Annotated in this window: 19 protein-coding genes and 1 tRNA gene; 14 read left to right on the plus strand and 6 right to left on the minus strand. The window is 67.8% G+C overall.

The annotated features are described in order from the left end of the window. The first annotated feature begins 79 nt into the window (after nt 1-79). The 5 genes from dps to LT965_RS15340 all read left to right on the plus strand — a co-directional run bounded on the left by dps (nt 80) and on the right by LT965_RS15340 (nt 2,945). On the plus strand, nt 80-706 hold the full coding sequence (dps, locus tag LT965_RS15320; RefSeq protein ID WP_232701729.1) for a DNA protection during starvation protein: 627 nt from the start codon (nt 80-82) through the stop codon (nt 704-706). Between the two features lie 43 nt (nt 707-749). Beyond that, entirely contained in the window at nt 750-1,109 is a 360-nt protein-coding gene (locus LT965_RS15325; protein ID WP_232701730.1) for a 2Fe-2S iron-sulfur cluster-binding protein, read from the plus strand. A gap of 31 nt (nt 1,110-1,140) precedes the next feature. Then, entirely contained in the window at nt 1,141-2,244 is a 1,104-nt protein-coding gene (locus LT965_RS15330; protein WP_232701731.1) for a pyridoxal phosphate-dependent aminotransferase, read from the plus strand. A gap of 98 nt (nt 2,245-2,342) precedes the next feature. Continuing rightward, nucleotides 2,343-2,633 carry a PRC-barrel domain-containing protein gene (locus LT965_RS15335; RefSeq protein WP_232701732.1) on the plus strand — a complete coding sequence of 97 codons (291 nt, stop codon included), beginning with the start codon at nt 2,343-2,345 and terminating at the stop codon, nt 2,631-2,633. A 126-nt stretch (nt 2,634-2,759) separates the two neighbouring features. Continuing rightward, the gene (locus tag LT965_RS15340) at nt 2,760-2,945 is read left to right on the plus strand and encodes a hypothetical protein (protein ID WP_232701733.1); all 186 of its coding nucleotides are present in this window, start codon (nt 2,760-2,762) and stop codon (nt 2,943-2,945) included. A 48-nt stretch (nt 2,946-2,993) separates the two neighbouring features. Here LT965_RS15340 and LT965_RS15345 read toward each other — a convergent pair whose 3' ends face one another. From LT965_RS15345 to LT965_RS15355, 3 genes are all read right to left on the minus strand, one after another. Continuing rightward, a complete protein-coding gene (locus tag LT965_RS15345; protein ID WP_232701734.1) occupies nt 2,994-3,464 on the minus strand; it encodes a protein-tyrosine phosphatase family protein in 471 nt (156 codons plus the stop codon). Between the two features lie 40 nt (nt 3,465-3,504). Continuing rightward, on the minus strand, nt 3,505-4,956 hold the full coding sequence (locus tag LT965_RS15350; RefSeq protein WP_232701735.1) for a DHH family phosphoesterase: 1,452 nt from the start codon (nt 4,954-4,956) through the stop codon (nt 3,505-3,507). Nucleotides 4,957-5,030: 74 nt separating this feature from the next. Continuing rightward, nucleotides 5,031-5,873, minus strand: coding sequence for an SDR family NAD(P)-dependent oxidoreductase (locus LT965_RS15355; protein WP_232701736.1), 843 nt, complete (start codon nt 5,871-5,873; stop codon nt 5,031-5,033). Between the two features lie 98 nt (nt 5,874-5,971). Between LT965_RS15355 and LT965_RS15360 the strand changes: the two genes are divergently transcribed. The 3 genes from LT965_RS15360 to LT965_RS15370 all read left to right on the plus strand — a co-directional run bounded on the left by LT965_RS15360 (nt 5,972) and on the right by LT965_RS15370 (nt 7,449). Then, nucleotides 5,972-6,045 (plus strand) — tRNA-Lys (locus tag LT965_RS15360). Between the two features lie 212 nt (nt 6,046-6,257). Then, entirely contained in the window at nt 6,258-6,677 is a 420-nt protein-coding gene (locus LT965_RS15365) for a universal stress protein (RefSeq protein ID WP_232701737.1), read from the plus strand. A gap of 382 nt (nt 6,678-7,059) precedes the next feature. Beyond that, the gene (locus LT965_RS15370; RefSeq protein ID WP_232701738.1) at nt 7,060-7,449 is read left to right on the plus strand and encodes a DUF5820 family protein; all 390 of its coding nucleotides are present in this window, start codon (nt 7,060-7,062) and stop codon (nt 7,447-7,449) included. 70 nt (nt 7,450-7,519) lie between these two features. Here LT965_RS15370 and LT965_RS15375 read toward each other — a convergent pair whose 3' ends face one another. Next, nucleotides 7,520-7,936 carry a hypothetical protein gene (locus LT965_RS15375; RefSeq protein ID WP_232701739.1) on the minus strand — a complete coding sequence of 139 codons (417 nt, stop codon included), beginning with the start codon at nt 7,934-7,936 and terminating at the stop codon, nt 7,520-7,522. A 132-nt stretch (nt 7,937-8,068) separates the two neighbouring features. On the opposite strand from LT965_RS15375, the gene LT965_RS15380 reads away from it, so the two are divergent. Continuing rightward, a complete protein-coding gene (locus LT965_RS15380; RefSeq protein ID WP_232701740.1) occupies nt 8,069-8,515 on the plus strand; it encodes a UPF0179 family protein in 447 nt (148 codons plus the stop codon). On the opposite strand, the gene LT965_RS15385 is transcribed toward LT965_RS15380, so the two are convergent. Continuing rightward, a complete protein-coding gene (locus LT965_RS15385; protein ID WP_232701741.1) occupies nt 8,458-9,294 on the minus strand; it encodes a M14 family metallopeptidase in 837 nt (278 codons plus the stop codon). The genes LT965_RS15380 and LT965_RS15385 overlap by 58 nt on opposite strands. A 101-nt stretch (nt 9,295-9,395) precedes the next feature. Here LT965_RS15385 and LT965_RS15390 point away from each other — a divergent pair, with 101 nt between their 5' ends. The 5 genes from LT965_RS15390 (at nt 9,396) to LT965_RS15410 (ending at nt 15,910) form a co-directional block, all read left to right on the plus strand. Beyond that, entirely contained in the window at nt 9,396-9,878 is a 483-nt protein-coding gene (locus tag LT965_RS15390) for a DUF309 domain-containing protein (protein WP_232701742.1), read from the plus strand. Nucleotides 9,879-9,990: 112 nt separating this feature from the next. Continuing rightward, nucleotides 9,991-13,539, plus strand: a complete 3,549-nt coding sequence (locus LT965_RS15395; protein ID WP_232701743.1) for an MMPL family transporter — start codon at nt 9,991-9,993, stop codon at nt 13,537-13,539. Continuing rightward, nucleotides 13,536-14,291 carry a TrmB family transcriptional regulator gene (locus tag LT965_RS15400; protein ID WP_232701744.1) on the plus strand — a complete coding sequence of 252 codons (756 nt, stop codon included), beginning with the start codon at nt 13,536-13,538 and terminating at the stop codon, nt 14,289-14,291. The genes LT965_RS15395 and LT965_RS15400 overlap by 4 nt, the downstream gene beginning before the upstream one ends. Nucleotides 14,292-14,323: 32 nt before the next feature. Continuing rightward, on the plus strand, nt 14,324-14,752 hold the full coding sequence (locus LT965_RS15405) for a GNAT family N-acetyltransferase (protein ID WP_232701745.1): 429 nt from the start codon (nt 14,324-14,326) through the stop codon (nt 14,750-14,752). A gap of 207 nt (nt 14,753-14,959) precedes the next feature. Further along, the gene (locus tag LT965_RS15410; RefSeq protein ID WP_232701746.1) at nt 14,960-15,910 is read left to right on the plus strand and encodes an AAA family ATPase; all 951 of its coding nucleotides are present in this window, start codon (nt 14,960-14,962) and stop codon (nt 15,908-15,910) included. 120 nt (nt 15,911-16,030) lie between these two features. Here LT965_RS15410 and LT965_RS15415 read toward each other — a convergent pair whose 3' ends face one another. Then, nucleotides 16,031-16,273 (minus strand): glutathione S-transferase N-terminal domain-containing protein, encoded by a 243-nt coding sequence (locus LT965_RS15415; protein WP_232701747.1) that lies wholly within the window; start codon nt 16,271-16,273, stop codon nt 16,031-16,033. Nucleotides 16,274-16,305: the final 32 nt, after the last annotated feature.

Here is a 16,305-nt window from a genome sequence, read left to right on the forward strand (position 1 = left end):
GGAACGGAACTTCGCGCGGCGTAAAGCAATGTTACCCTGCGGTAAACACTAAGTGACGAGTCGACGAAGGTACTGTCGTATGTCCGACGACAAAAGACACGCCAGCGGCAGCGTCAAGCCCGGTGACACCTCGAAGCGCGTCGGGGCGGAGGTCGTCCGCGAGCGCGGCGGTGACCCCGAGGAGATCCGAGAGAAACTCGTCGACGCCATCGGGGCGGAGTTCACGACGTACTACTACTACACGAACCTCCGGTGTTTCCTGGCCGGCGAGGAGGACCTCAAGGAGATCACGGAGGACGCCCGCCTCGAAGACCGCGCGCACTTCGAACTCGTGATGCCACGGGTGTTCGAACTCGGCGGCCAGCTCCCGACCGACATGCGAGAGTTCGCGGACCGCGCGTCCTGTCCGGACGCCTACCTGCCGGAGGACCCGACTCCCGTGAACATCCTCGAGACGCTGCTCGAAGCCGAGCGGTGTGCCATCCGGACGTGGGCCGAAGTGTGTGACATGACCCGCGACTGCGACCCGCGCACCTACGACATGGCCCAGCGCATCTACAACGAGGAGGTCGACCACGAGGCGTGGTTCATCGAGTTGCTCAGCCGCGAGCGCGACGGCGTGAGCAACCCGGCGGGTCACTTCGTCCGCGGCGAACCCGGCGACGCCCCGTACTCCACGAACAACCGGTTCAACGACTCCGCGTGAGCGGGGCCGACGACCCTATTTCTCTCGCGCGAGAAGATACCGTGTGAGCTACTCCGTCGAACTCGTCGTGCCCGAGGACTGTGAACTTCCGCAGGCCGGCGAGACCGTCGACGTCGAGGTTCCCGAGGACGAGTACGTGCTGTGGGCCGCCCGTGAGGCCGGCGTCTGGCTGCCTGCCGACTGCCAGCAGGGGTGGTGCTGTCGCTGCGCGGGCGAACTGCTCTCCGGCGAACTCGACCAGTCGGACTCCCGGCGGTACTTCGACACGGACCGGGAGGCCGCCCTCCACCTCCTGTGTACGGCTATCCCCCGGTCGGACTGCCGGATTCGGGTCTGCCAGTACGAGGAGATGCTCGACGAGCGAGCGAGACAGGAACTCCCACCTGGTAACTCGAAGCGGTAACTACTAGCCGCCGGCTGCCGCACGAGGAGACATGTTCCCGCGGCTCGCGTATCTCGAGTGGATAACCGGACGGCCGGACGTCGCGCTCTACGACCTCGCCACGAGCGACATGCGCGGCGACCGCGACCACGAACCCGAGATCGTCCCGGAGCCACTGGAGGGGCTCGACGACCCGCCGACGGGCGCCACCCTCGAGACGCAGATCGCCGGCGAGTACGGGGTCCACCCCGAGCAGGTGCTCGTCACCGCGGGCGCGTCGGTCGCCAACTTCGTCGCTATCGCCGCCGCACTCTACCCGGACGTCGACGCGGCCGACGCCGACGCGACGCCGCCGACAGCGCTCGTCGAAAAACCCACCTACGAACCCCTGTTGAAGACGCCGCGAGCCGTCGGCGGCGACGTCGACCGGTTCATCCGCCAGGACGAGTTCCGCCTCGACGCGGACCGCGTGGCGAAGGCGATGGCCGAGGACACCCACCTGGTCACGGTGACCAACCGCCACAACCCGAGTGGACGACTCGCCGACCGGGAGACCCTCTCCGAGGTCGCTGCCGTCGCCGACGACCACGACGCCAAACTGCTGGTCGACGAGGTGTACGCGGCGTACACCGCAGACCCACTCGACGGGCCGTTCGGCGGGCCGACTGCAGCCGACCTCGACGGCGCCGTAGTCACCAACTCCTTCACGAAGTTCCACGGACTCTCCGACGTCCGGATCGGCTGGATCGTCGCCGACCGCACGTTCGTCCAGCGGGCGCGCTCTATCGCCTACCACATCCCCGGGGTCTCCGGTCCTGGACGCGCGCTCGGGAAGCGCGTCTTCCATAACAGCGACGAACTCGACGAGCGCTCCCGGCAACTCGTCTCGACGAACGCCGACCTCCTCTCGGCGTTCGTCGAGAGTCGCGACGACGTCGAGGGAGTTCTCGCCCCGGACAGCACGTTCGCGTTCCTCGACCCCGTCAACGTGGACGGCGATGAACTCGCGGAATCCGCCTGGGAGGAGGGCGTTCTCGTCGTCCCCGGCCGGTTCTTCGGCGACGACGAGCGAATTCGCGTGAGCCTCGGGCGGTCGCCGGACCACGTCGCAACGGCCCTCGACGCACTCGGTGCTGTCCTCGACGGTTTCCAGTAACTGTCTCGGTGCTATCTTCGACGATTTCCAGCACCGGCCCCAGTTCTGCTCGACGCGTGGCTTGAACACTTATGGTCCCCCGCTCCATTCACGGGCACATGGAATCCGAAGCAGACGAGATCACCTCGCTTGTCGGCCGCGAGGTATACTCGAACAACGGCGTCTTCGTCGGCGAGATCGAGGACGTCCGGCTGAACCTGGACGCGGAGATGGTGAACGGACTCGCGCTCAGCGAGCTCAACCCCCAGCTCTTCTCGGCGGCGGCGACCGGCGAGAAGGGCGTCATCGTCCCCTACCGCTGGGTACGCGCGGTCGGCGACGTCGTCCTCATCAACGAGGTCGTCGAGCGCTACGAGAGCCCCGAACCCGAAGAGGAAGTCGCGGTCTGAAGGCAGTCGACGCGGGTCGTTCTTCTGGTAGTCGACTGACGCTGGCGAGCGCCTGCTGGAGTCAGCCGTGTAACCGGCTGCCGAGCAACAACTAAGTGCAGACGGTGTTCCACTGTACGTACTCCCGTGAATCGGAACCCCCTCCTGAAACGGACCGCCTCCCAGCTGTTCGCTACCGGGTTCGGCTTCGTCATCGTCGCGGTGCTACTCACCGGCGAAGCGACGGTAGTTGCGAACGCGATGTGGAAGGCGGCGGTCGCGCTCGCCGTCTTCGCGGTCGTCGCGTTCCAGATCAGTAACAGAGCTCCGTGACCGACGCCAGAGTTGCGTCGGCGACTCTCACTGCTCTGCTGGAGCGCACTATCGTCGAGCAGCGAGGTAGACGACGGCGAGTTCGTGGAGCGCCGGGTGTGGCACAGCGTGTGGCCGAGCGTCCTGTACGCTGTGCAGCGCGTCGACGAAGGTCCTGTCCTCCTCGGCGGCGATCGCCGTCGCAGCGAGCGTGCTGCTCCGAGAGATTCCCGCCTCGCAGTGTATCAGTGTCGACCCGTCCCGCCCGTGGAGGTCGCACGCCGCGTCGGCGGCCGCCTCGAACGCGGCCCAGTCGTTCCCGGGACCGTCCGCCAGGGGGCAGTGGTGGGTCGTGAGTGGGTGTTCGTCCCCGGTCGCCGACAGCACGACGTCGAACGACCGGTCGTGGCACGCCGGGTCCGCGGCGAGCGCGTTCCCGAGGAACAGGTCGCGGTCACCGATGCGCCGGAGTACGGGACGCTTTGCGGTGTAGCCGAACGGTCGGACGAACAGGTTCGAACTGGTTGAGTCGTGGCTCATTCGACCCGCAAGCGGGCGGACTGCCGACGGACGCGTGCGTCTAACTCCCGTTGCTCCCGCTCTCGGACTCGACGCCCATCGCGTCGAACAGTTTGCGCGTCACCGCCTCCTCCGTCAGGGCGAGCAGCGTGTTCCGGTTGTCCTCGGTGGTCTCGATACCCGTGAAGATGCCCAGCGGAATCTCCGCGGACGCCTGCGTCGAGTGCCCGGCGGCCTCGCCGATGTCGACGAACGCGTCGGCGAGCACGCGCCCGATGTTCAGGCGGATGTCCTTCGAGCGCGCGGCGAGGTAGATGGTGTCGTCGACGATGCCGAACACTGCGGTGGTGGTGATGCCCTCCAGGTTGAGGAGCTGGGAGGCGGCCTGCGCGAGCGCGTCCCGGTCCCGGATGAACCCCGCGTTCGAGACGAGGTGGCTCCCCTGGACCTCGCGGCTGGTGATGGCCTCCGCGAGCACGTCCAGGGTCTCCGGGCTCATGTTCGGGGACTCCACCTGTTCGAGGGTGTCGTGGTCGGCGAACGGGTAGAGGTACGCTGCCGCGGTGAGGTCCGCTGGCGTTGTGTCGCGGCGGAAGTCCAGCGTCTCCGCGCGGATCCCGTAGAGGAGCGCTGTGGCGACCTCCTGGCTGACGGAGAGGTCGAACTCCTGGATGTACTTCGTGAGGATGGTCGACGTCGCGGAGACGTTCGGGCGCACGTCGGCAAACTCCGAGTCGAACGGGTCGTCGACCTCGTAGTGGTCGATGAATATGTCGACGTCGTGGTCGATGCTCACTTCGCCGGCCTTCGCCGGGTCGATGAGTGCGACCGTCTCGTAGCCCCCGATGTCGACGTCGTCGTACGGCGTCAGTTCGATGTCGAGGAGGTTGACGAACGCGCGGTTCTCCTGGTGGCCGATGTCCCCGAAGTAGAGGATGTCGGCGTCCACGCCGAGGTGGGTCGCGATGGCCTGCAGCGCGGCCGCCGCGGCGATGGAGTCCGGGTCCGGGTTGTCGTGCGTGACGATGGCGAGTCTGCCGCCGGTCCGCTCGATGACATCGGCGAGTTGGCGGGCCTTGTACTCGAGTTCGCCGGACTCGAGCGCGCGGAGTGCGGCGTCGGCGATGACCGAGGACGGGTTGATGACGACGTCCGCGCCGAGTTCCGTGAGTTCGTCGCTCGTCACGGGGTCGCTGGCGCGCACGACCACGAACTGGTCTTCGTTGCGCCCGCGGATGTTCGCGACGGCGGCCTCGTTGGCGTCCACGTCGGAGGCCATGATGAGCACGACGTCGCGGTCGGCGACCAGCCCGGCCACCTCCTCGTCGCGGATGTCCGCGACCTGTGCGTTCAGGTCCTGATCGCGGAGCGCCTCCACGCGGGACTCGTCTCTGTCCACGATGAGGACGTCCTTCCCCCGCTCGACCAGTTCCTCGGCGACGGCGTGGCCGACGCTCCCACAGCCCAGAATGGCGTACGTGGACATCGAGGAGATGGTTGCCCGGCTACTCATGATGTACCCGGATAGCGGAGGCCGTCACTTAACGTTCCCGACCTCTTCCCGCCAGCCCGCCCCGCTGGCGGTGCTCACTCGTAGGTCAGCGTCATGCCGTCGTCGAAACGGAGGTCCCCGCCGTTGAGGTGGCTGCCCAGTTCCGAGAACCCCAGGACGAAGAGGTTCGCGACGTCCACCGGTTCCATCATCTCCGTCGCACGGGACTGCCCGAGCATCACGTCCTCGACGACCTCGCGCTCGGAGATTCCCCGCTCGGCGGCCGTGTCCGGGATCTGGTCGACGACGAGCGGCGTCTTCACGTACCCCGTCGAGACGGAGAACGAGCGCACGTCACCGTCGCCCTCCGCGGCGATGGACTGCGTCAGCCCCCGAATGCCGAACTTCGCGACGTTGTACGCGACCTTGTCCGCGGTGACGTAGTGGCCGTGGACAGAGGCCATGTTGCCGACGGCGCCGCTCCCCGCCTCGCGAATGTGTGGGAGCGCGTGCTTCGCGATGAGCGTCGGCGCGCGCACCATCACCGCCTGCATCGTGTCGTAGACGTCCATCGGGAACTCCTCGATGGGAGCGACGTGCTGGAGTCCGGCGACGTTCGCGACGTACCGCAGGTCACCCAGCTCCGCCGCCGCCTCGACGGCCGCGATAACCGCCTCGTCGTCGGTCAGGTCGGCTTCAACGGGGTGGATATCGCCCGGTGCGCCCATCTCCTCGGCGACCGCAGCGGTCTCCGCCAACCCCTCCCGGTCGACGTCCAGCGCCGCGACGGTGAGTCCATTGACTGCGAGCGCGACTGCGGTCGCTCGCCCGATGCCCGAGGCCGCGCCGGTGACGAGCGCGACCGACTCCGGACCGAAGCGCTCGTCGTCGACCACGTGGACGTCGTCCCGAACAAGGGTCGGTGACTCGACTGACATGACCGGGAGTTTCGACCGCGAGAACTTAAAGCCGCACCGTGGTCTGCGTGCCGAATCAGAACGTATTTTAGTAGCACCGCGCAATCATTGACTGCGCTGGGCCGGTAGCTCAGTTCGGCAGAGCGACGGACTCTTAATCCGTCGGTCGCGTGTTCAAATCGCGCCCGGCCCGCTACTCTCTGACCACGACCCCGAGCGAACGCCGTGTCGCTCGCGTCGTTTCGTGGACGTGTCGCGCCCGGCCCGCTTCTGCGAAGAACGAACGTGACTAGCGAAACGAGCAGCGACGCATCCGGGTCCCCGCTCGACTCGCGACTGGCACGGTGTTCCCGAGGTACTGGACCGTACCGTAGTTTTATGCGGTGGACGGGCGTTGCACCGCGTATGTATCGCGTACTGGTGCCGGTTGACGAGGACGTGGACCGAGCGGTTTCGCAGGCGAGCTACGTGACGGACCTGCCCGAGGCTGCGGAGAACGTGGAAGTGATCCTGCTGTTCGTGTTCACGGGGGACGACGACGAACTGCCCTCGGAGATGCAGCAGTTCAAGACTGCCGACCGAATCCAGTCGGTGCGGCGCGCCCGCGACCACCTCCAGGACCACGGCGTCGAGACGATCGTCCGGGACGACTCCGGGGACACGACCGACGACATCATCCAGGAGGCCGAGGAGTACGACGTCGACGCGATCGTCCTCGGCGGTCGGAAGCGCTCGCCCGCGGGGAAGGCGATCTTCGGCAGCGTCACGCAGTCGGTCATCCTGAACACCGACCGGCCCGTCGTCGTCACTGGAAAGAACTCGTAGACCGCCCGCTCACCGACGACCGTTGGGCATCCATTCTCGCCGGATCTGACCACGTACGTACCGTTCGAAATGCAGGAGTGCCGACAGTGCGGTGGATCGTCCACCACGTTCGAGTCGTCGAACGTGGTGCAGACGCGCTAACTGTTGACCGAACTGCGAGGTAGCGGGACCAGTCTGTTGGGAGCTCCTTCGAGTGAACACCCGTCGCTCGTTCCGAAGAGGACTGCGGAGTGAAAGTGAAACGACCGGAGGGGGTCACCGTGGCTGCCCACGTGGCCGCTCTACTGGCCGCTCACGTCATACGGCCTGTTACCGGAACCGGGCTTCACTTTCACCGTCTGGAACCAGCAGGCCTTATGCGGCCGCTGGACAACTTCGGGGCATGACCGCGTTCGGCGACCTGCCCGAGAGCTGGCGGGTGTGGAACGAGGACGACGCGGGGGACGCGATTCTCGTCTACCGTCCGGACGTCTTCGACAGCCAGCAGTTCCCCGCCCCCTGCCTCCCGACCATCCGCGTCAGCCAGCGACCCCCGACACAGCGCAGGCGCCGCGCCGGGTCGACCAACGAGGGCTGGTTCGTCTGGCTCGGTCTCGAACCGGAGGTCCGGGTGAAGGCGGTTGACGCCGCCTTCGATACGCGAGCGGAGGCCGTCGCGGGCGCCGTCGACCTCGCCGCACGCTTCGACGACGGAGCGGTGGATTACCGCGGCGCCTACCAGATCCCCCGCGACGACTACCTCGACGAACTCGACGACCTCACGGGCGAGTAACCGCCAGTCGCCGGGCCACTCGGCCAGTGTCGTTTTTCGGCGGCGGGAGGGACGAGCCCCAGGCGTTCCGTTAGCGGTGTACGTACCGTTCGAGGCCACCGAACACCGCGTAGAGGAGGAAGTAGACGGGTGCGAGGTACATCGCGTACACCGCGAGACCGAACACCGTCTGACTCGTCAGGACGCCGGTCGCCGCACCGTAGCCGAGCCAGCCGAGGACGACCGTCACGAGCACGACCAGCGGTGAGACGAGGCGGTACCGCAGGTACGCGGCCACCGGGACTGCGAAACACGCGACCGCGACTCCGCCCACGAGAACGAGCACGCCGAGGACCTCGCCGTCGAGGTTCGCCAGGAAGTCCTCGACGCTCCAGTTCGCGACGACCAGTCCTGCGGCGACGTAGATACCCAGCACGCCCAGGCCGACCCCGACACCGACGAGCGAGGCGACACCGAGCGGCTGTTCCTGTTGTCGGGCGGACACCATCGTTGGACAGTACGTTTCGCCGTCAGAAAAGCTCTTCCGGCCGCTCGGCCGACAGTCGGCGTCGCCCAGGCCGAGGACAGCAGAACGTGCGTGAGCGGGAGGCTTAACCACGCTCGCCCCGAACCCCCGGCCATGTCTATCACGCTCCTCGGCGCGCGGCTCGCCGAGCCGGGCACGGAGTTCGTCTACCGGGGCGAGTCCTCGGCCTGCGAGGGGTGTCCCTACCGACAGCAGTGTCTCAACCTCCAGACGGGCGTCCGCTACGAGGTGACCGAGCGCCGCGAGGGCGGCCAGGTTCTGGACTGCGCCGTCCACGACGAGGGCGTCGTGGCCGTGGACGTCGAGCCTGCGTCGGTGACGGCGAACGTCCCGTCGAAGGGAGCGTACGCGGGCAGCAAGGGGAAGCTAGCGGGTCCGTGCCCGCACACGGAGTGCCCGAGCCACGAGTTCTGTGAGCCGTCGGGCGCGGAGTTCGACGCGGAGTACCAGATTGCGGACATCCTCGGGGACCCGCCCCACGACTACTGCGCGCTCGACCGGGAACTGACGCTCGTGGAGTTCGCACCCTCCGAAGACTGACCAAGCACGCCCGTGCGCTGGCCACGGTAGCCGAACTGGTCGCGGTAGCCGTACGGTGAGACAAGGACGGGCCAGAACGGTTCGTCGGCGATTAGGTCCGTGCCGTCCGCGGCGGCGAACCGCTCGCCGGCGTCGACGCGCTCGAAGTTCTCCACGAACACGTCGTAGTCGTCGGCAGCCGGCTTGGGGATCGCCTCCCCGATCTCGAACAGTGGAAGGTCGTGTTCGACGGTGTCGCCGGGGAGCGCGCCGGTCGCCGTCAGGAACTCCCGAGCGAGGCTGTAGGCGTTCTCGTCGGCCGTCTCCGTCCCCTGCAGCCCGGCCTCCACTTCGATGATGGTGGCGTCGGCCGCGAACAGTCGCCCGTTCTCGAGTGCCGTCGCGTCGACGAGGGCCTTCACGGAGAGGTGGGGGACGATGGCCTCTACGGTGCTGTTCAGTCCGGACGTGATCGCGAACGGCTCGGCGTGTGACTGCGTCGAGTGGATTGAGAGCACCGTACAGCCCTCGACCTCGTCGTCGAGTTCCTGGGCTAGCTCTCGCTCGTAGACGTCTTCGGGCACGCTGTCGGTGAACGCACGGTTGAGGTCGGTGTTCACGTAGCGCACGCCAGCGTCGAGGGCACGTTCGTTGGCCACGACGAGTTTCACTGGCCGCAGTACCTCCGGGTCGTCCTCGATGAGTCGTTCGATCGCCCGGACGCCACACGCCTCGTCGCCGTGGACACCGCCGACGATGGCGAGTTCCGGGGTCCCTTCACCGAGCTGCTCGACTCGCATTACCCACACTAACCGTTCCGCAGTGAAAGGGGTTGGTGTTACGGCCCACCCGGGAGCGAGTCGGCCGAGAGGATTACGTGGCCGCGGGCGGAACTACCGCCATGGACGACCACACCCGGGACCCGAGTGTCGCGCCACCGCTGGGCGACCCGACGGGCTGGCGGACCGACGAGCGGGTGTGGGAGCACGCGACGCTGCGCCGGGCCTGCGAGCACGGCATCCGCCTCTACAACGCCGGGGCGTTCCACGAGTCCCACGACTGCTTCGAGGACGAGTGGTACAACTACGGGAGCGGCACCACGGAGAGCGCATTCCTCCACGGGATGGTCCAGGTGGCCGCGGGCGCGTACAAGCACTTCGACTTCGAGAACGACGACGGGATGCGCTCGCTGTTCGACACCGCACTCCAGTACCTCTCCGACGTCCCCGCGGACTTCTACGGCGTGGACGTCGCTGACGTCCGGGCGACGCTGCGGGAGGCGCTGGTCGACCCGTCCGTCCTCGAGGACTGGCGGATACCCATCGACGGCGCGGAGCCGACGGCCTACCCGGTCGACTACGAGTACGCCGAGCAGCTTGAGTAGTCCGCGCCGACTGTTTCCTATCGGTGCCCTTATGTAAGCGACAGCTGTCAGTACGACCCGAGAACCACACTGTCAGTATGATTCTACCAACAGTACTTCCGGGGGGTCGGGCGTGAGTCGCGTCGACGACCTCGTCGCACTGGTCACGGGGCACAGCAAGGCCGCTATCGCCGTCATGCTGGTGTTGACCATCGCCATCGGCGCCGGCGCACCGATGGTCGACCAGTCCTCGTCGCTCGACCAGTTCCAGTCCGAGAGCGACGCCTCCCAGAAACTCGACTACATCGAGGCGAACTTCCAGACGGACAGCGAGAACTCGACGACCGCGCAGATAATCGTCCGCGGCGACGACGTGCTCTCGAAGGACGCGCTCGTACGCACACTGGAGTACGAGCGCACCCTCTACCAGAACGAGACGATCGGCCCGACGCTCGCCGACGACGACGCCATCACGGGCGTCGCCAACGTCGTCGCGCTCGCGTCAATCCAGACCGAACAGGGCCGCGAGGTCCAGCGCGTCGCGACGGAGCTACAGGAACGCCAGTCGGCCCTCGAGGAGCGCTCGACCGCGCTCAACGACACCGCCGACCTGCTGCAGGCCGAACTCACGTACCTCCGGCAGAACCCGGACGCGAGCGCCGCGGCGTCCTTCGAGTCGGTGCGAGCGAACAGCTCCGTCGAACTGAATCAGACCGACGCCGCCATCTTCCAGCAGGCGACCGACGCGCTCCGCAACGCGACGTCGGAGTCCGAGGCCCAGGAGGCCTACCGGGTCGGCACGCAGGGCGTGCTCGCCGACGACTACCGCGAGCTACAGAGCCAGGCGGCCGAACTGGAGTCGCTGGCGGAGACGCTCGAGACGGAACGTGCGGAACTGGAGGACGCCCGGAACGCGTCCATCGACGAGCAGATCGAACAGCTCGAGTCGATGAACGAGTCGGCTGTCGACTCCATCGTCGCGACGGTGCTCGCCGAGGGACAGAACGGGAACGGCGGCTTCTCCGTCTTCGCGCTGATGCCCTCGGACTACGAACCGGGGTCGACGAGCGCCGACGCGACGATGCTCGTCGTCCAGCAGAGCGCCCAGGGAGCCGCCCCGACCGGTCAGGTGACCGACGACGCCATCATCGACGCCCAGCTCGCGATGCAGACGCTCGGTGCGGCCGACGGCCAGGACTACCTCGTCTTCGGCGCGGGCATCATCTCCGAGGAGATCAACACCTCGATGACCGACAGCCTGCTCATCGTCGGGCCGCTGGCGGTCGTCTTCGTGTTGCTCGCGCTCGCCATCGCCTACCGCGACGTCCTCGACATCCTGCTCGGCCTCTTCGGCATCGCGGCCGTGCTGACGTGGACGTTCGGCTTCATGGGGTGGACCGACATCGCGTTCAACCAGATCTTCATCGCGGTGCCCGTCCTCCTCATCGGGCTCTCCATCGACTACGCCATCCACATCTTCATGCGACACCGGGAGGAGCGACAGAACTCGCCGGGCGAAGGCGTCCGCGGGTCGATGAAGATCGCCCTCGGCGGCGTCGGCGTCGCGCTCGTCTGGGTGACCGCCACCACGGTCATCGGCTTCCTCTCGAATCTCACCAGCCCCGTCCCGCCCATCCAGGAGTTCGGCGTCGTCTCCTCGTGGGGGATCTTCGCGGCGCTGCTCGTCTTCGGCGTGCTGATTCCCGCGCTGAAGGTGGAGATCGATGGCTTCCTCGAGTCCCGTGGCTGGGACCGCCAGAAGCGCGCGTTCGGCACCGGCGGCGGGCGCTTCAGCAGCGTGCTCGCGGTCGGGTCGACGGCCGCGCGGAAGGCGCCGGCCGTCGTGCTCGTGCTCACGCTGCTCGTGACCGCCGCGGGCGCGTACGGCGCGACGCAGGTCGACACCTCCTTCGACCAGGAGGACTTCCTCGCGGAGGAACCGGCGGACTGGATGAAAGACCTCCCGGAGCCGTTCGCGCCGGGCGAGTACTCCGCGAAGCAGAACCTCCGGTACGTCAACGAGCGGTTCGTCCGCGAGGACTCCCAGGCCCAGATACTGCTCGAGAACGACGTCACCGGGAACAGGGCGCTCCAGCGGGTGCAGGCCGCCTGCGACGCGGCGGCCGAGAAGGACGTCACGCAGACGCTCTCGAACGGCCAGCCCGCGATACAGGGGCCGCTGTCCACGATGCAGTCCGTCGCGGCCCAGAACGAGTCGTTCGCCGAGACGTTCCGGGCGGCGGACACTGACGGCGACGGCGTCCCCGACCAGAACGTCGCCGGAGTGTACGACGCGTTCTTCGACGCGGCACCCGACCAGGCCAGCGCCTACGTCTACCAGAACGAGAACGGGGAGTACGAAGCGCTCCGCCTCGTGGTGTCCGTGCAGGGCGGTGCCTCCGGTGAGGACATCACTACACAGATGCGCGACGTCGCGGACGCGGCCACCGGCGACGGCGTCGAGGCGACCGCGACCGGGAGCGCCATCCTCAACAAGATCGTCCAGGACCAGCTCCTCGAGACGGTCGTCCAGAGCCTGCTCATCACGCTCGTCGCGGTGTTCGCGTTCCTGATGGTGACCTACCGTGTCACCGACGGGAGTGCGACCCTCGGTGCGGTCACGCTGCTCCCGGTCGTACTGAGCGTGGCGTGGATCCTCGGGACGATGTACCTCGCTGGTATCCCGTTCAACGTGCTCACGGGGATGATCACGAGCCTCACCGTGGGGCTCGGGGTCGCCTACAGCATCCACCTCAGCGAGCGGTACACCCAGGAACTCGAACGCAGTGGCTCCGTCTGGGAGTCGATGCGCACTGCTGTCACCGGTACCGGTGGCGCGCTCCTCGGGAGCGCGGCGACCACCGTCGGTGGCTTCGGCGTGCTGGCGTTCGCCATCCTGCCGCCGCTCCAGCAGTTCGGCATCATCACCGGCCTCACCATCATCTACGCGTTCCTGGCGGCCGTGCTCGTCCTGCCGACGCTGCTCGTCATTTGGACGAAGTACCTCGGCCCCGACTGGGCGAAGACGGACTTCGAGGAGGGTGGCGGTAACGCGGGCAGCGACCACGACGATTCGGACGACGACCCGTCGTCGGGCGACGGTGCGACGCCCAGCACCCCGGCGGACGCGGCCGCGAACGGCGGTGCAGTCGCCGCGTCGACGGCTGCGGGAACAGCATCGACCCCGTCCAGCGCTGCGGTCCGGGAGCTCGACCGCGACGTCGTCCAGCCCGGCGGCACCGTCCGTGCGACGGTCGAGATTCCCGACCAGGACGGGCGCGTGGCGCTCTCGGAGTCCGTCCGCGGCGGTGCGGTGACGGCCGTGGACGCCGACAGCGACCCGGTCGAGGCAGTCGTCGGCGGCGACGGCGTCCACGTCACGTGGCACCGGGCTGCCTACGCGTCGGCGACTTACGAGGTGACCGTCCCCGAGACGGCCCCCGACGGCTCCGAAGTGACGTTCGTCGGCCACGTGCTCGCCAGCGGCGAGGAGCGCGACGTCGCGGGCGACGCCAGCGTGACGGTCGTCGCCGACATCTTCGAGCGCGTGTTCGCGCAGGCGGCCGTGACCGACGACGACCTCGCGGCCGCCAGCGCGGCGTTCCGCGAGGGCGGCCTCACGGCCGACGAGTACGACCGGGTCGTCAGGGAGTGGGTGCGAGAGCGCCCGGTCAGTGAATGAACGACGGCGACGCAATCGGCGCTCTCAAGCGCCTCGGCCTGACGACCTACGAGGCCCGCGTCTTCGTCGCGCTCCAGAAGCTCGGCTCGGGGTCGGCCAGCGAGGTCGCCGAGATCGCCGAGGTACCTCGGTCGCAGGTGTACGGCGCCGCCGAGGACCTGGAGGGCCGCGGCCTCGTGGACGTCGAGCAGTCCAACCCGACGCGGTACCGGCCAGTCGACGTCGAGGAGGCCCGCGAACGGCTCTACCGACAGCTCCGCTCGCAGAGTGACGCGGCCTTCGACTACCTGGACTCGGTCCGCGAGGAGTACGGCACCGACGAGGAGGAGAGCGAGTCCATCTGGACCGTCAGGGGCCGGGCGAACGTCGTCTCGCGGACCGCCCGACTGCTCGGGTCCGCCACCGACCACGTGGTGTACGGCACGGACGACACCGCCGAACTCGAACCGGCAGTGCGGGAGGCGCTCGGTGCAGCCGTCGACGCCGGTGTCGACGTGACCCTCGTCAGCGAGTCCGAGGACGTCCTCGCCGTGGCCCGGGACCTCGGCGCGCGCACCGTCTCGGTCGCCCACCAGCCCACGCCGGACATGGGCGCCGAGCGCGTCGTGATGGCGGACAACGACGCCGTGCTCATCAGCGTCGAAGGCGACGACGGCACGGAGACCGCGTTCTGGAGCCGCGACACCGCCTTCGCGGGGATGCTCTCCTCGCTGCTCGGCGAGTTCGTCGCCGACGTCGCCGGCGAGCAGTAGGGGTTATCCCGTTCGCTCTCTCACTCGCGTGTATGCCTGTCGTTCGTGCAGACACTGACGCACGCTACGAGGACGCGCTCGGCGTCAGGTACGCCGTCTTCGTCGACGAACAGGGCGTTCCCGAGGGCCTGGAGGTCGACGATTACGAGGACGAGTCGTTGCACTTCGTCGCGTACGACGCGACGAGCGACCCTGTCGGCGCCGCCCGCCTCCGTGAGTACGAACCGAGGGTCGGGAAAGTCGAGCGCGTCGCGGTGCTCGAGTCCCGCCGCGGCGAGGGGTGGGGTGACGCCCTGATGGACGCCGTCGAGGACGCCGCCCGCGAGCGCTTCGACGAACTCTACCTCCACGCTCAGCTCCCAGCCGCAGGCTTCTACGACCGCCGGAACTACGAGCGCGAGGGCGACCAGTTTGAGGAGGCCGACATCGCGCACGTCGCAATGCGGAAACGCTTCGAGTAGGAGAGAAACCGGGACGAGAGGGGAGGGCAGATACTGACAATCGAGGGAGTGGCCTGAGCCGGGGGACCACTCCGACTCGGACTACCGGCGGGCCCCCAGTTAACTGTAATCAGCAGACCATTTAAGTAAGGTACGTTACACGATTGCTGGCGAGTGGGTTCGCCTAGACGACAGCTACAAGGAACGCCGCGGCGACTGCACAGTCGAATGGACGTCGACTCCGCCGCCCAGACGTGCACCGACGTGATCGACGCGGTGAGCGAGGCGGTCGTCACCGAGCGCGAGTTCCTGGAGACCGTGCTCTCCGGTGCGCTCGCCCGCGGCCACGTCCTCCTCGAGGACGTCCCCGGCACCGGGAAGACCCTGACGGCCCGCAGCCTCGCGAACGCCCTCGGTCTCGAGTTCACCCGCATCCAGTTTACCCCGGACCTCCTCCCCGCGGACATCACCGGCTCGCACGTCTACGACGCCGCCACCGAATCGTTCACGTTCAACCGCGGTCCCGTCTTCGCGAACGTGGTGCTCGCGGACGAGATCAACCGCGCGCCGCCGAAGACCCAGGCCGCGCTCCTCGAGGCGATGGAGGAGGGGCAGGTCAGCGTCGACGGCGAGACCCGCCAGCTCCCGGACCCCTTCTTCGTCATCGCGACGCAGAACCCCGTCGAGCAGGAGGGGACGTTCCGACTGCCCGAGGCCCAGCGCGACCGCTTCGCCGTGAAAGCGGGCATCGGCTACCCGGACCGTACCGGCGAGCGCGAACTCATCGACCGTCGCGCCGACCGCACCACGACGACGCCCGGCGTCTCCCAGGTCGTCCCCGACGACGCGCTCGCCGACCTCCAGTCGGTGCCGGAGACGGTCGCCGTCGCCGACGGCGTGCGCGACTACGTCGTGGACGTCGGCCGCGCCACTCGCGAGGACGACCGCGTCGAGGTCGGCGTGAGTCCGCGCGGTATCCAGCGCCTCTTCGAGGTCGCCCGCGCTCGCGCCGTCATCCACGGCCGCGAGTTCGTGACCCCCGACGACGTGAAACGCGTCGCCCGTCCGGTGCTCGTCCACCGCCTCGTCCTCACCGGCGCGGCGACCGTCGAGAACACGGATTCCGCCGACGTCGTCCGGGACGTCCTCGACCGCGTCGAGGTCCCCACCGTCTCGTAACTCCCAGACCAGACGCTACGACCCGTACGTTTCCCGCAGGTACGCCACGATGTCAGGTCGCCCACCTTTTTCCCACTCGGCGCGCTCCGCGCGCCTCGCGGCAAAAACCTGGACCAAAAACTACGACTCGTACGTCTCCCGCAGGTACGCCACGATGTCGTCGCTCTCGTTCATCCCCTCGACGCCGTGGTCCGTGTCGACGAGCACGGGCACCTGTGACTGGCCGCTCAGTTCTCGCACCTCGTCGCGACGGAACTTGAAGAAGGAGACGCGGTGGGTCGTGTACTCCAACCCGAGTTCGTCCAGGACGCGCTTGACCTTCCGGCAGTACGGACAGAGCGGCTGTACGTACAGTTCGAGCATACCAGGGGTTGGCAGCGACCCGACATAACTCC

Source organism: Halobacterium wangiae, assembly GCF_021249345.1.
GTDB classification, from domain to species: Archaea; Halobacteriota; Halobacteria; order Halobacteriales; family Halobacteriaceae; genus Halobacterium; species Halobacterium wangiae.